We start from the raw sequence: 13,210 nt of genomic DNA, 5'->3' as shown, positions 1-13,210 counted from the left end.
ATGGCTATCGAGAACCTGTTTGACCGCGCCAGCAGCGTGATGACGGTGATTTCCTTCATCACTTTCGCCGGCATCCTGTGGTGGGCTTTCATCAGCAACAAGGAAGCCGATTTCGCCGAGGCGGCCCGGCTGCCGTTCGACGACGAGGAGAACCGTCATGGCTGATTTCACCAACGGCTTCTGGGACATGTACATCGTGGTGCTGACCCTGCTCGGCATCGCCGGCTGCGCCATCCTGCTGTATTCGCAATCGAAGATCAAGGGCAAGGCCGGCGAAACCACCGGCCACGTCTGGGACGAGAACTTGAGCGAGCTGAACACGCCGATGCCGCGCTGGTGGATGTGGCTGTTCTACATCACCATCGTGTTCGCGCTGGTCTACCTGGTGCTGTATCCGGGCCTGGGCAGCTACGCCGGCAAGCTGGGCTGGAAATCCTCGGGCCAGTACCAGGCCGAGCTGAAACAGGCCGACGCCGACTACGGTCCGCTGTTCGCGCAATACCAGAAGCAGGACCTGAAGGCGGTGGCGGCCGATCCCAAGGCGCACGCCATCGGCGAACGCCTGTTCCTGACCTACTGCGCGCAATGCCACGGTTCCGATGCGCGCGGCAACAAGGGCTTCCCCAACCTGACCGACAAGGACTGGCTGTTCGGCGGCGCCCCCGAGACCATCAAGGAAACCATCCTGCACGGCCGCACCGGCGTGATGCCGGCCATGGGCGCCGCGCTGGGCTCGGACAAGGAAGTGGAGAACGTCGCCCATTACGTGCTGAGCCTGTCGGGCTCGACCAACGACCCGATCAAGGCGGTGTTCGGCAAGGACAAGTTCGGCGCCTGCATGGCTTGCCACAGCGCCGGCGGCATCGGCAATCAGGCCATCGGCGCGCCCAACCTGAGCGACAAGATCTGGCTGTTCGGCGGCAGCGCCGAGACCATCATGGAAACCATCCGCAAGGGCCGCAGCACCACCATGCCGGCGTTCGCCGACTTCCTCGGCGACGCCAAGGTGCACGTGCTGGCAGCCTATGTGTGGAGCTTGTCGAACGACGTCAACCAGGTTGCCACCACACCGGTCGCGGCGGAGACAGAAACCGCCACGGCAGCAAAATGAACGAGCCTGCACCACAAGTGATCAAGATGTATGCGGCGCGCGAGGAAATCTATCCGCGTGAAACCTCGGGCCGCTACGCCCGGCTGCGCTGGCTGTGTGTCTGGCTGACGCAGCTGGCCTTCTACTGCACCCCGTGGATGCAGTGGAACGGCCGCCAGGCCCTGCTGTTCGACCTGGTGAGCCGCAAGTTCTACATCTTCGGCCTGGTCTTGTGGCCGCAGGACTTCATCTATCTGGCGGCGCTGCTGATCATCTGCGCCTACCTGCTGTTCCTGGCCACCGCGGTGGCCGGGCGGGTGTGGTGCGGCTTCGCCTGTCCGCAAACGGTGTATACCGAAATCTTCCTGTGGATAGAACGCCGGATCGAAGGCAAGCGCAGCGCCCGCATCGCGCTGGACCGGCAGCCGCCCTCGGCCGCCAAGTTCGCAAAAAAGGGCGCCAAGCACCTGGCCTGGGGCGCCGTGGCCTTGTGGACCGGCTTTACCTTTGTGGGCTATTTCACGCCGATCAAATTCCTCGGCAACGAGGTGCTGACCCTGAGCTTTGGCCCATGGGAATGGTTCTGGGTACTGTTCTACAGCCTGGCCACCTACGGCAACGCCGGCTGGCTGCGCGAGCAGGTGTGCAAATACATGTGTCCGTATGCCCGCTTCCAGAGCTCGATGTTCGACCGCGACACGCTGATCATCACCTACGACACCGAGCGCGGCGAACCGCGCGCGCCGCTGTCGAAACGCGAGGAAGCCAAGGGCGGTTCCTGCATCGACTGCAGCCTGTGCGTGCAGGTCTGCCCGACCGGCATCGACATCCGCAAGGGCTTGCAGTACGAGTGCATCGGCTGCGCCGCCTGCGTCGACGCCTGCAACGGCGTGATGGACAAGATCGGCGAGCCGCGCGGCCTGATCCGCTACAGCACCGAGCGCGCGATGCTGATGCATTACACGCCGACCGAGATCCGCCAGCGCACGCTGCGTCCGCGGGTGAAGATCTACGCCGGCATCCTGGCGCTGATCGTGGTCGCGGTCGGCACGGCGCTGTGGCTGCGCACGCCGCTCAAGCTGGACGTGATCCGCGACCGCGGCGCCATGGGACGCGAGGTGGAAGAGGGCATGATCGAAAACGTCTACCGCTTGCAGATCATGAACACCACCGAGCAGGCCCATACCTACCGCATCCGCGTCAGCGGCATGCCCACATTGACGCAGGTGACGCCGGACCTGGTGCGGCTGGAAGGCACCGAGACCAAGGCCTATCCGATCCGCCTGCGCAGCGCGCACGGCGCCGGCAATCCGGGGTCGAACAAGATCGAGATTGAACTGACCGCAGTCGACCAGCCGTCGCTGCATGTAGAGGAACATGCGGTGTTTTTCGTGCCGCGCTGAGGGGGATCAGATGAACGTATCGATGATGACGCAAACGCCGTGGTGGAAGCAGCGCTGGCCGTGGCTGCTAATGCTAGGCCCGGCCGTGGTGGTGGTGGCCGGCACCTACACCGGCTGGCTGGCCTACTCGCGCCAGGACGCGCTGGTGGTGGGCGACTACTACAAGCAGGGCAAGGCCATCAACCAGGACTTGCGGCGCGACCGCCTGGCTTCATCCCTGGGCCTGTCGGCGGTGATAGGCTATGACGCCACGCAGGGCACGCTGAACGGCCAGCTGCGCCGCACCGCCAGCGACCAGGGCCAGACCGAGCGGCTGTTCGTGCACCTGTCGCACGCGACGCTGCCGGAAAAGGATATCCAGCTGGTGGTGCAGCCGGATGAGTTCGGCGCGTTCCAGATCAACCTGCCGATGCTCGAGCGCAGCCGCTGGGTGGTGCTGATCGAAGGCGAGCAGCGCGACTGGCGCCTGGCCGGCACGTGGACCTGGCCGGCGCAACGCCAGGTCACGCTGCAGGCGGATTTGCCTCAACCGGCCGAAAATTAGGCGCAGGTCTGGGTGCCGGCGGTGATGGCCTTCAGCGTCGCCGGTTGCAGCAGCTCGATCTCGCGGTTGCTCACGCGCAGCAAGCCTTCCTTCTTGAACTTGGACAGCAGGCGGCTGATGCTCTCGATCGTCAGGCCCAGATAATTGCCGATCTCCTCGCGCGACATGCGCAGCTGGAAGGTGTGCGGCGAATAGCCGCGCGTCTCGTAGCGCGACGACAGGTTGACCAGGAAGGCGGCGAAGCGCTGGGTCGCCTGCATATTCCCCAACAACAGCATCACGCTTTGCTCGCGCGTGATCTCCTGGCTCATCATGCGGTGGAAGTGGCGCAGCAAGGTTGGCATATCGGCCAGCAACTGCTGCAGGCTGTCGAAGGGAATCTCGCACACTTCGCTGTCTTCCAGCGCCAGCGCGCTGCAATGGTGCAGGTCGGCGCTGATGGCGTCCATGCCCAGCAATTCGCCGGCCATCTGGAAGCCGGTGATCTGCTCGACGCCGTCGCGGTTGACCTGGTAGGTCTTGAAATGGCCGAGGCGTATCGCAAACAGGCTCTGGAAGGCGTCGCCGATGCGGAACAGCGGCGCGCCGCGCGCCACCTTGCGGCGGCGGCCGATGATCTGGTCCAGCCGGTTCATATCGTTGTTGTCCAGCCCCATCGGCAAGCACAACTGGTGCATGCTGCACGTCGCGCAACTGGCCTTGAGGTTCTCGATGCTGGCGCTGGGCAGGACCAGCGAAGGAAGTTCTCGTATCATGACCTCATTGTAGACCTTTGGTCGTCATTATTGGCCGATGCCGCAGCTAACCGATCAAGTATTCGCGCGCCATGCCGCGCGCCCGGTGCAGCCGGCTCTTGACGGCGGCGCTGCTCTGGCCGATGTCGGCGGCGATCTCGGCGATCGACATTTCGGCGAAATCGCGCAACAGCACCACCTGCAGATAGTCGGCCGGCAGCGACTCCAGCGCGTTGACCAGTTCCAGCCGCAGGCCGGCCGTGTCCTGGCTGGCCAGCCATTGCTCGGCGCGCTCGTCGTCCCACGGATCGTGGCCCAGCGCGGCGCGCCCTAGGCGGTGGCACTCGCGCCTGACCACCTGGAACAGCCAGCCGGAAAACGCCGCCAGCATGCGCACCGACGACAGCCGCCGCGACAGCACCAGCAAGGCTTCCTGCACGGCGTCGTCGACGTCGCCGACCAGGCAGTTGCGCTGGGCGTAGCGGCGGATGTCGGGCTGGCACAGCCGCAGCAGCTGCGCCAGCGCCGCCGGATCGCCGCGATGGGCGGCGTCCAGCACCGCCAAGTGTTGTACTGCCAGGCTCATAGCCCTCCGGATTGTTTGGCCGCCTTGTCGAGGCGGCGGCTGACCAGCGCACACATCGGGCAAAAGCCGAACAGGCCGGAGGCGACGATGCCCGCCGCCGATGCCGCCAGCGCCAGTCCCCACAGGCCACCCAGCAGGGCGATGCCGGCCCAGGCCGCGATCACGCCGGCCACCACGCGCAGCGCGCGCTCCCAGTTCGGTACGTTTTTGACATAAAACATAGTGCACTCCTATTCGTCGCAGAGGAAGTCCCTCGGCAGCTAAGAGGCGGGCGGCGGCCGTTTGGATTCGGAATTATCACAAATTATTTAAAATATTTATCTTGCGTACGATTTAGTTGCGCGCTATAGTTCATCACATCAAGTAGCGCACTACTTGATAGCCAACTACTTAACCACAAGGACCACATCATGAAACGCACTCTGATCGCTACCGCACTGCTGGCCTCCACACTGGGCGCCCACGCCGCCACCCCGGCCACCGACACCACCGTCGTCCTGGTCCACGGCGCCTTCGCCGATGGTTCCAGCTGGGAAAAGGTCATCCCGTTGCTGCAGGCCAAGGGCCTGAAGGTCGTGGCTGTGCAAAACCCGCTGACCTCGCTGGCCGACGACGTCGCCGCGACCCAGCGCGTGGTCGATGCGCAGACCGGCAAAGTGGTGCTGGTGGGCCACTCGTGGGGCGGCACCGTCATCACCCAGGCCGGCACCAGCGACAAGATCACAGCCCTGGTGTATGTGGCCGCGTTCGCGCCGTCCGAGGGCGAGGCCTCGGCCAACCTGGGCAAGGACTACGCCGTGCCGCCGGGCATCGCCAGCCTGCAGGCCGACGCCGCCGGCTACCTGTGGCTGCCGGCCGACTCGGTCAGCAAGAACTTCGCGCAGGACGTGTCCCCGGCCAGCGCCGCGCTGATCGCCGCCACCCAGGGCCCGATCAACGCCAAGGCCTTCGCCGACGTCACCACCGTGGCGGCGTGGAAAACCAAGCCCAGCTACTACATCGCCGCCGCCAACGACCGCATGATCGCGCCGGCGCTGCAACAGGCCTTCGCCAGGAAGCTCAACGCCACCACCGTCACGCTGAAAACCAGCCACGTGCCGATGCTGTCGCAGCCGGCCAGGGTGGCGGAAGTGATCATTGCCGCTGCTCAGCGTTAATCCTGTTGCCAAGGCCGGGCTTTGATAGGAGAATTTGCTGTCTGTTTGGCATTTCTCCGATACTCCGCCCGACCTCGCCTCCAAGGACGACATGAAGTCACCCGGCATCAAGACTAAAGTTGCGCTGGCCACCAGCATCACCTCGGTCCTGATGATCGCGCTGGTGACCGTGGTGCAGACCCACCGCATGCAGGACGACTTCACCAAGGTGCTGTTCACGCAACAGACGGCGCTGATCAACCGCACCGCCGAAGAGCTGGACGACAAGCTGCTGATGCTGCTCGATATCATCACCGTCTCGGCGCGCAACCAGCCGCCCGCCATCGCCCGCTCCACCGACCAGCTGCGCGCCTATTACCAGGACCGCGCGGTGCTGGCGCTGTTCGACGACCTGCTGGTGCTCAGCCCGCAGGGCACGATCGTCGCCGACCTGCCGCAAGTGCCGGGCCGGGTCGGCATCGAAGCGGCCGACCGCGACTACTTCAAGACGGTGATGCGCACCCGCAAGCCGATGATCACCGAACCGCTGATCGGCCGCGCCGGCAAGCAGCCCATCGTGCAGATGGTGGCGCCGGTGCTGGACGCGCGCGGCGAGGTGGTGTGCGTGCTGGTGGGCGTGCTGCGGCTGTACAAGGACAATCTGCTGGGCCATCTGCGCAACGCCAAGGTCGGCCGCACCGGCTACTACTTCGCGCTGACCCGCACGGCGACGCCGGTGTACGTGCTGCACCCCGACCTGAGCCGCATGCTGCAGCCGCGCCAGGCGCACGCCAACGCCGCCACCACGCGCGCGCTGGAGCAGGACTTCGAAGGCACGGTCGACAGCATCAATGGCGCCGGCCAGCGCACCCTCAACAGCTACAAGGCGCTGAAGTCGGTGGACTGGGTGCTGGCGGCCTCGCTGCCGGCCGAAGAGGCGTTCGAACCGTTCAACGGCGTGCTGTACCGGCTGCTGCTGTGGAGCGGCCTGGCCTCGCTGGCCGCGGCCGCCGTGATCGGCTGGATCACCTTGCGCCTGCTGGCGCCGCTGGTCAAGCTGCGCGACGCCATCGTCGCCTTGCGCGACAACCCCGGCCGCTTCACGCCGCTGCCCACCCATGCGCAGGACGAGGTCGGCCAGCTGACCAGCGCCTTCAACGACCTGATGCATGAACGGCTGGCGGCCGACGCCCGCCTGCAAAGCCTGGTGGAGTTCGCCCCCAACGCCATGGTGGTGGTCGGCGTCGACGGGCGCATCGAAACCTTCAACCGCGAGGGCGAGCGCTGCTTCGGCTACGCGCGCGCGGCGGTGCTGGGCCAGCCGCTGGAGATGCTGCTGCCGGAACGCCTGCGCGGCCAGCATGCGGGCCACCGCGTCAAGTTCTTCGCCGACCGCCTCAGCGCCGAACCGGTGCGCATGGGCGACGGCAAGGTGCTGTACGGCCGGCGCCGCGATGGCAGCGAATTCCCGATCGAAGTCAACCTGAGCGCGGTGCGCACCGACCAGGGCACCAAGGTGCTGGCGGTGATTTCCGACATCACCGAGCGCCACCGGCTGCGGCTGGAGGTGGAGGCGCGCGCCGTCGAGCTGGAGCGCGAACGCGACCGCGCCGAGGCCGCCAACCGCGCCAAGAGCGAGTTCGTGGCCAATATGAGCCACGAGATCCGCACGCCGATGAACGCGGTGCTGGGCATGGCCTACCTGCTCGGCAACACGCCGTTGACGCCGCAGCAGCGCAAATACCTGAGCATGGTGCGGGTGTCGGGCCAGTCGCTGCTGGGCATCCTCAACGACGTGCTGGATTTTTCCAAGATCGAGGCCAACCACATGGAGTTGTCGCCGGTGGCCTTCACGCTGGACGACACTATGAATTCGCTGGCCACCCTGATGACCATGAACGCCAGCGACAAGGAGCTGGAGCTGGCGATCAGCGTCGCCCCGGCGGTGCCGCGCCAGCTGCGCGGCGACGCCATGCGGCTGCAGCAAATCCTGGTCAACCTGGCCGGCAACGCGATCAAGTTCACCGAGCAGGGCGAGGTGGTGGTCAGCATCGAGCTCAGCGCGCGCGACGCCGACCACGCGCTGCTGCGCTTCGAGGTGCGCGACACCGGCATGGGCATGACCGAATCCCAGCTGGCGCAGCTGTTCCAGGCCTTCTCGCAGGGCGACCAGAGCATCACCCGGCGCTTCGGCGGCACCGGCCTGGGGCTGGCCATCACCAAGCGGCTGATCGAGCTGATGGGCGGGCAGATCGCCGTCCACAGCGAGCCGGGCCAGGGCACCCGGTTCTGGTTCAGCCTGCCGTTCGAGGTGCTGCCCGAGCTGCCGGACGAGCGCCGCAAGCCGGCGCTGGGCAATCTGCGCCTGCTGGTGGCCGACGACAACCGCACCAGCCGCGAGGTGATCGCCAAGCTGATCCGTGCCTGGGGCTGGCATGCCGACGAGGTCGACTCCGGCGCGGCCGCGCTGCGCCGCTACCGCCAGAGCCAGCAGGACCACCAGACCTACGACGTGGTGCTGGCCGACTGGCACATGCCCGGCATGGACGGGCTGGCCACGGCCAAGGGCATCCGCGAGGCGGCCGGCGGCGGCAAGCAGCCGATCGTGGTGATGGTCAACGCCTTCGCCCGCGACCATGCGGAGGAAATCTCCAACGCCCCGGAGGCCGACGTGGTGCTGGTCAAGCCGATCACCAGCTCCAACCTGTTCGACGCGCTGCACCAGGCGCTGGCGGCCACGAGCGACGGCCTGCCGCAGGCGGTGGCCGAGGCCGGCATCGCCGGCAGCCTGGCCGGCCACCACTTCCTGCTGGTGGAAGATAATGCGCTAAATCAAGTTGTAGCGCGCGGCATCCTCGAGCACGCGGGCGCGACGCTGGACGTGGTGGGCGACGGCAGCCAGGCGGTCGACCTGCTGCGCACCGGCGCCAGCCGCTACGACCTGGTGCTGATGGACATGCAGATGCCGGTGATGGACGGTTTTACCGCCACCCGCATCCTGCGCCAGCAGCTGGGCCTGACCCTGCCCATCATCGCCATGACGGCCGGCGTGCTGGGCTCCGAGCGCCACCGCAGCGAGGAGGCCGGCATCACCGATTTCATCCCCAAGCCGATCGAGGTCGACGAAATGCTGGCGGTGCTACAGCGCCACCTGCCAGGCCAGGCGGCGGCGGCAATGCCGGCCACCGACGAGCTGCTGGCCGCCATGGCCGCCGCCGCGCCGGCGCCGGCCCCGTCGACGCCGCCCGAAGCAGTGCCGGTCCAGGCGCCGCCGACACCGGTCCCGGCCGCCGTCATGCCGGCCGGCGAAGCCGCCGTCTTCAATATGGACAGCCTGATGCGGGTGATGGGCAAGGACGCCAAGGGCCGCGCGGTGATGCTCAAGATGGTGCGCGGCGCCGTCGACACCGGCATGGAACCGGCCGACCTGGCCGGCCTGGCGCTGCAGGAAGGACGGCTGCGCGACGCCGCCCGCCTGTTCCACAGCCTGCGCGGCGCGGTCGGCGTGCTGGGTGCCAAGCGCCTGATCCAGGCCACCGTCGAGGCGGAAAACGCCATCAACGAGCAGCGCGACAACGAACTCGAGCAGCGCTATCAAACCGTGCGCGCCGAACTGGAACAGACGCTGGCGCACGCCCGCGCCTGGCTGGACGCCGAACAATCCTAGCCCCCGCCGCTTCCCATCCGTCACATTGTGCGTCCCCGGCTCACCGCCGGGGCGCCGCCGCTTTTCGTATAACGAAACGCTATTGATAACAATTCGCATTTACATTTACTCGCTTCATTGTTACAATCCTCCGCATGAAATCGCCATGATCCGGCAGCCAGACGCAAGAACGCAGTAGTCCCGCGCAGCCAGCCGCCTACATTCTCGGAAGAAAGATGCAAATGATTAAGAGTCGCAAACACGCGCAATCGCGCTTCAATCAACAGATGGGCGCGGCATTGGCCGTGATGCTGCTGCCGGTGGCGGCCCACGCGGCCGACGCCGGCACCGACCCGGTGATCGTGGCCGGCAGCAACCAGACCTTGCAGGAAGTCAAAGTGCGTGGCGACGTCATCAACGACTTCAAGGCCGAGAAGGCCTCGTCCGCCAAGTACACCGAGAAGCTGGTCGACACCGCCCAGTCGCTGACGGTCATCAAGAAGGAGCTGATCGAACAGCAGGGCGCCGTCACGCTGACCGAAGCGCTGCGCAACACCCCGGGCGTGGGCGCCTTCTTCCTGGGCGAGAACGGCAGCACCACCACCGGCGACGGCATCTACATGCGCGGCTTCGACGCCTCCGGCAGCATCTACGTGGACGGCGTGCGCGACGTCGGCTCGATCTCGCGCGACACCTTCAACATCGAACAGATCGACGTGCTCAAGGGCCCGGCCGGCACCGACAACGGCCGCAGCTCGCCGACCGGCGCCATCAACCTGGTCAGCAAGAAGCCCCTGCTGGAAGACGCCTACATGGGTTCGCTTACGGTCGGTAGCGGCAGCCAGAAGCGCGCCACCGCCGACCTGAACAAGGTGATCAACGCCGACACCGGCACCGCCTTCCGCCTGAACCTGCTCGACCAGGACAGCGGCAATCCGGCGCGCGACGTCGTCAAGAACAAGCGCTGGGCGATCGCGCCGTCGGTGGCCTTCGGCCTGAACGGCCCGACCCGCGTCTACCTGAACTACCTGCACGTCGACCAGAACAACATCCCCGACGGCGGCGTGCTGACCATCGGCCTGCCGGGCTGGACCCCGCCGGCGCCGGTCGTCCTCAAGCCGGCCTCCGGCACCACGCCGCCGGTGCTGGGCCCGAGCTTCGACTTCATGGCCGGCGCCAAAGCGGTCGATCCGAAGAACTTCTACGGCTCGGTGCTGGACTTCGACAAGGTCAAGGCCGACATGTTCACCGCCCGCATCGAACATGACTTCGCCGGCGGCGCCAAGCTGCAAAGCACCACCCGCTATGGCCGCACCAAGCAGGACTACCTGCTGACCTCGTTCATGTCGACCGGCGCCAACCTGCGCAACGTCGTCGCCGGTTCGAACCCGGACAGCTGGATGATGGCGCGCACCAACCTGAACTACAAAGACCAGCTGAACGAAATCATCACCAACCAGACCACCGTCACCGCCGACTTCGATGGCGGCGCGCTCAAGCACACGGTCGTCGCAGGTGTCGAGCTGATCAACGAGAAGCAGACCAACTACACCAACGTCAACGCGCCGGGCGCGACCGGCCTGCCGCTGGTTTCCATCTACCATCCGGATTCCAGCCAGCCGGTGACGCCGGCCCAGGTCAGCCTGGTGCGCAACGGCGCCCGCGGCGACGGCAGCACCAACACCGAAAGCGTGTACCTGTTCGACACCGCCAAGCTGGGCGACAAGTGGATCTTCAACGCCGGCGTGCGCCTGGACCACTACAACACGACCTACAACGGCGTGACCGTGCAGGCGGTGACCACGCCGCAAACCATCCCGGTCGGCACGCTGCTGGCGAACTCGCTGACGGCCTCGGACAACCTGCTCAACGGCAAACTGTCGGCGCTGTACAAGCCGACCGCCGACAGCAGCGTCTACGCGCTGGTGGCGACATCGAAAGCGCCGCCGGGCGGCACCAACTTCACGCTCAGCTCGGCCGCCAACAGCTCGGCCAACCCGAACTACGATCCGCAGATCACCACCAACTACGAGCTCGGCACCAAGTGGGATCTGCTCAAGCAGAAACTGTCGCTGTCGGCCGCGGCCTACCGCACCGACGTGCGCAACGAGATCGAGGTCGACCCGAACAACGCGGCCAACTTCTTCCAGACCGGCAAGAAGCGCGTGCAGGGCATCGAGCTGGGCGTGACCGGCGAACTGATGCGCAACTGGCTGATCAGCGCGGGCTACACCCGCATGTCGACCAAGGTGGTGTCCGGCAAGGTGGTGACCGCCGCCGGCGACAACCTGCTGAGCTACACGCCGAAACAGGCGTTCACGCTGTGGACCTCGTACACGCTGCCGATGGGCCTGCAAATCGGCGGTGGCGCCCGCTTCAGCGACAAGCTGATGCGCGGCACCGACGGCGCGGTCGGCACCCCGGCCTTTGCCGATGCGTACTGGGTGGTCGACGCCATGGCTTCGTACCCGATCAACAAGCACGTCGACCTGCGCCTGAACGTCTACAACCTGGCCGACAAGCAGTACGTGCAGGCGATCAACAAGTCGGGCTACCGCTACACCCCGGGCGCGCCGCGCTCGGCCAGCCTGACCGCCAACTTCAAGTTCTAAGCCGCAGCCTTGCTGCCATGCTGGCCCCGTCCTCACCGGCGGGGCTTTTTTTTTATTCAAGGAGAGTGTTGATGATGCTGCATATCCCCGGCGTACTGAGCCGCGAACAAGTGGCCGCCATGCGGCGCCGGCTGGACCAGACCGACTGGGTCGACGGCCGCGGCACGGTCGGCGCCCAGGGCGCGCAGGTCAAGCAGAACCGCCAGCTGGCCGAGGGCTCGGCGCTGGCGCAGGAACTGGGCGCGGAGGTGCTGGCGGCGCTGGCGGCCAGTCCGCTGTTCTTTGCGGCGGCGCTGCCGCTGCGCACCTGTCCGCCGCTGTTCAACAGCTACGCCGGCGGCGAGCACTACGGCGCCCATGTCGACGGCGCGCTGCGCCGCGTGGCGGCCACCGGGCAATGGCTGCGCACCGACGTGTCGTCGACCTTGTTCCTCAGCGATCCAGAGGACTACGACGGCGGCGAGCTGATCGTCACCGACGCGTATGGCGAGCATGAAGTCAAGCTGCCGGCCGGCGACTTGATCGTCTATCCGTCGACCAGCATACACCGGGTCGTGCCGGTCACGCGCGGGGCGCGGGTCTGTTCCTTTTTCTGGACCCAGAGCATGGTGCGCGACGATATGCGCCGCACTTTGCTGCTGGAGCTGGACCAGAACATCCAGAGCCTGCGCGCGCGCCTGGGCGACTGCCCGGAACTGGTCGGCTTGACCGGGCACTACCACAACCTGCTGCGGCAGTGGAGCGAGGTCTAGGCCGGGCTCAAGCGGTGGCGGCGGCGCGCGCGTAGCGCCGCTCGATGCGCGCGCCCAGCGGACGCAGCGTGGACATCAGCACAAACACGAAGTTGGCCTTGCCCGGCGCGACGTAGCCGATCAGCAGCGCCAGCGTCGCGATCAGCATCACGCCGAAGCTGCGCACCATCGTCGCGCGGTAGGCGCCGATGCTCATCGGATGCACGCACAGGCCGAGATGGCGGTGGATGTGGCGCGCCACCAGCAAGGTGGACACGCTCATCCAGATCATCACGCCGGAATACACCATCTGTCCGGTGGTCGACGCGATCTGGCCGTTGACCGCCGAGGCGAACGGCAGCAGCGAGGCGCCGGACAGGCTGAGGATGGTCAACCACAGCAGGCCCTGGTCGGCATGCCGCACGTAGCTGTACAGGCGGTGGTTGGCGATCCAGAATATCGCCAGCACGAAAAAGCTGATCAGCCATGAGATCAGGTTGGGGATCAGCCCCACCAGCGCGCCCTGCAGCGCCGCTTCGGTGGCCACGTGGGCATGTTCGGGCAGGCGCAGATCGATCACCAGCAAGGTCATGGCGACGGCGAAGATGCCGTCCACCAGGGCTTCGATACGGTGTTTGCTCAGCTGCGGCTGGCCGTCATGGCTCAGGTCTGTCATCGGAGATCCTGTTGTTAATTGAACAGCAGCCATTCTTGCCGCGATATGCGGA

12 protein-coding genes are annotated in these 13,210 nt (G+C 66.3%); 8 read left to right on the top strand and 4 right to left on the bottom strand.

All coding sequences use genetic code 11. The features are described 5' to 3' along the window. The 4 genes from KVP70_RS07430 to KVP70_RS07415 are packed head-to-tail and all read left to right on the top strand — an operon-like array spanning nucleotide 1 to nucleotide 3,037. A complete protein-coding gene (locus KVP70_RS07430; protein WP_217941498.1) occupies nucleotides 1-165 on the top strand; it encodes a cbb3-type cytochrome oxidase subunit 3 in 165 nt (54 codons plus the stop codon). Further along, nucleotides 158-1,111: a cytochrome-c oxidase, cbb3-type subunit III gene (ccoP, locus tag KVP70_RS07425; RefSeq protein WP_217941497.1), complete on the top strand. Its 954-nt coding sequence runs from the start codon at nucleotides 158-160 to the stop codon at nucleotides 1,109-1,111. Before KVP70_RS07430 ends, ccoP begins: the two co-directional genes overlap by 8 nt. Continuing rightward, entirely contained in the window at nucleotides 1,108-2,493 is a 1,386-nt protein-coding gene (ccoG, locus tag KVP70_RS07420) for a cytochrome c oxidase accessory protein CcoG (RefSeq protein WP_217941496.1), read from the top strand. Before ccoP ends, ccoG begins: the two co-directional genes overlap by 4 nt. A 10-nt stretch (nucleotides 2,494-2,503) precedes the next feature. Then, the gene (locus KVP70_RS07415) at nucleotides 2,504-3,037 is read left to right on the top strand and encodes a FixH family protein (RefSeq protein WP_217941495.1); all 534 of its coding nucleotides are present in this window, start codon (nucleotides 2,504-2,506) and stop codon (nucleotides 3,035-3,037) included. Here the strand turns inward: KVP70_RS07415 and fnr are convergent. Genes fnr through KVP70_RS07400 form a run of 3 tightly spaced genes read right to left on the bottom strand, consistent with a single transcriptional unit; the run spans nucleotide 3,034 to nucleotide 4,578 of the window. Then, nucleotides 3,034-3,792 carry a fumarate/nitrate reduction transcriptional regulator Fnr gene (fnr, locus tag KVP70_RS07410; RefSeq protein ID WP_217941494.1) on the bottom strand — a complete coding sequence of 253 codons (759 nt, stop codon included), beginning with the start codon at nucleotides 3,790-3,792 and terminating at the stop codon, nucleotides 3,034-3,036. The two genes, KVP70_RS07415 and fnr, sit on opposite strands and share 4 nt — an antisense overlap. A 46-nt stretch (nucleotides 3,793-3,838) precedes the next feature. Beyond that, on the bottom strand, nucleotides 3,839-4,357 hold the full coding sequence (locus KVP70_RS07405) for an RNA polymerase sigma factor (RefSeq protein ID WP_217941493.1): 519 nt from the start codon (nucleotides 4,355-4,357) through the stop codon (nucleotides 3,839-3,841). Further along, the gene (locus KVP70_RS07400; protein WP_217941492.1) at nucleotides 4,354-4,578 is read right to left on the bottom strand and encodes a YgaP family membrane protein; all 225 of its coding nucleotides are present in this window, start codon (nucleotides 4,576-4,578) and stop codon (nucleotides 4,354-4,356) included. Before KVP70_RS07400 ends, KVP70_RS07405 begins: the two co-directional genes overlap by 4 nt. Before the next feature lie 189 nt (nucleotides 4,579-4,767). On the opposite strand from KVP70_RS07400, the gene KVP70_RS07395 reads away from it, so the two are divergent. From KVP70_RS07395 to KVP70_RS07380, 4 genes are all read left to right on the top strand, one after another. Next, nucleotides 4,768-5,514 carry an alpha/beta fold hydrolase gene (locus KVP70_RS07395; protein ID WP_217941491.1) on the top strand — a complete coding sequence of 249 codons (747 nt, stop codon included), beginning with the start codon at nucleotides 4,768-4,770 and terminating at the stop codon, nucleotides 5,512-5,514. A gap of 34 nt (nucleotides 5,515-5,548) precedes the next feature. Then, nucleotides 5,549-9,160: a response regulator gene (locus KVP70_RS07390; RefSeq protein ID WP_416053850.1), complete on the top strand. Its 3,612-nt coding sequence runs from the start codon at nucleotides 5,549-5,551 to the stop codon at nucleotides 9,158-9,160. 215 nt (nucleotides 9,161-9,375) lie between these two features. After that, a complete protein-coding gene (locus KVP70_RS07385; protein WP_217941490.1) occupies nucleotides 9,376-11,751 on the top strand; it encodes a catecholate siderophore receptor Fiu in 2,376 nt (791 codons plus the stop codon). A gap of 71 nt (nucleotides 11,752-11,822) precedes the next feature. Continuing rightward, nucleotides 11,823-12,503, top strand: coding sequence for a Fe2+-dependent dioxygenase (locus tag KVP70_RS07380; protein ID WP_217941489.1), 681 nt, complete (start codon nucleotides 11,823-11,825; stop codon nucleotides 12,501-12,503). A 7-nt stretch (nucleotides 12,504-12,510) separates the two neighbouring features. On the opposite strand, the gene KVP70_RS07375 is transcribed toward KVP70_RS07380, so the two are convergent. After that, the gene (locus KVP70_RS07375; RefSeq protein ID WP_217941488.1) at nucleotides 12,511-13,158 is read right to left on the bottom strand and encodes a TMEM175 family protein; all 648 of its coding nucleotides are present in this window, start codon (nucleotides 13,156-13,158) and stop codon (nucleotides 12,511-12,513) included. Nucleotides 13,159-13,210 lie beyond the last annotated feature (52 nt).

This window comes from Duganella violaceipulchra (assembly GCF_019166075.1).
In the GTDB taxonomy this organism is placed as follows: Bacteria; Pseudomonadota; Gammaproteobacteria; order Burkholderiales; family Burkholderiaceae_D; genus Rugamonas; species Rugamonas violaceipulchra.
Note: the sequence above shows the minus strand (reverse complement) of the source record. Positions and strands in the feature narration are given on the sequence as shown.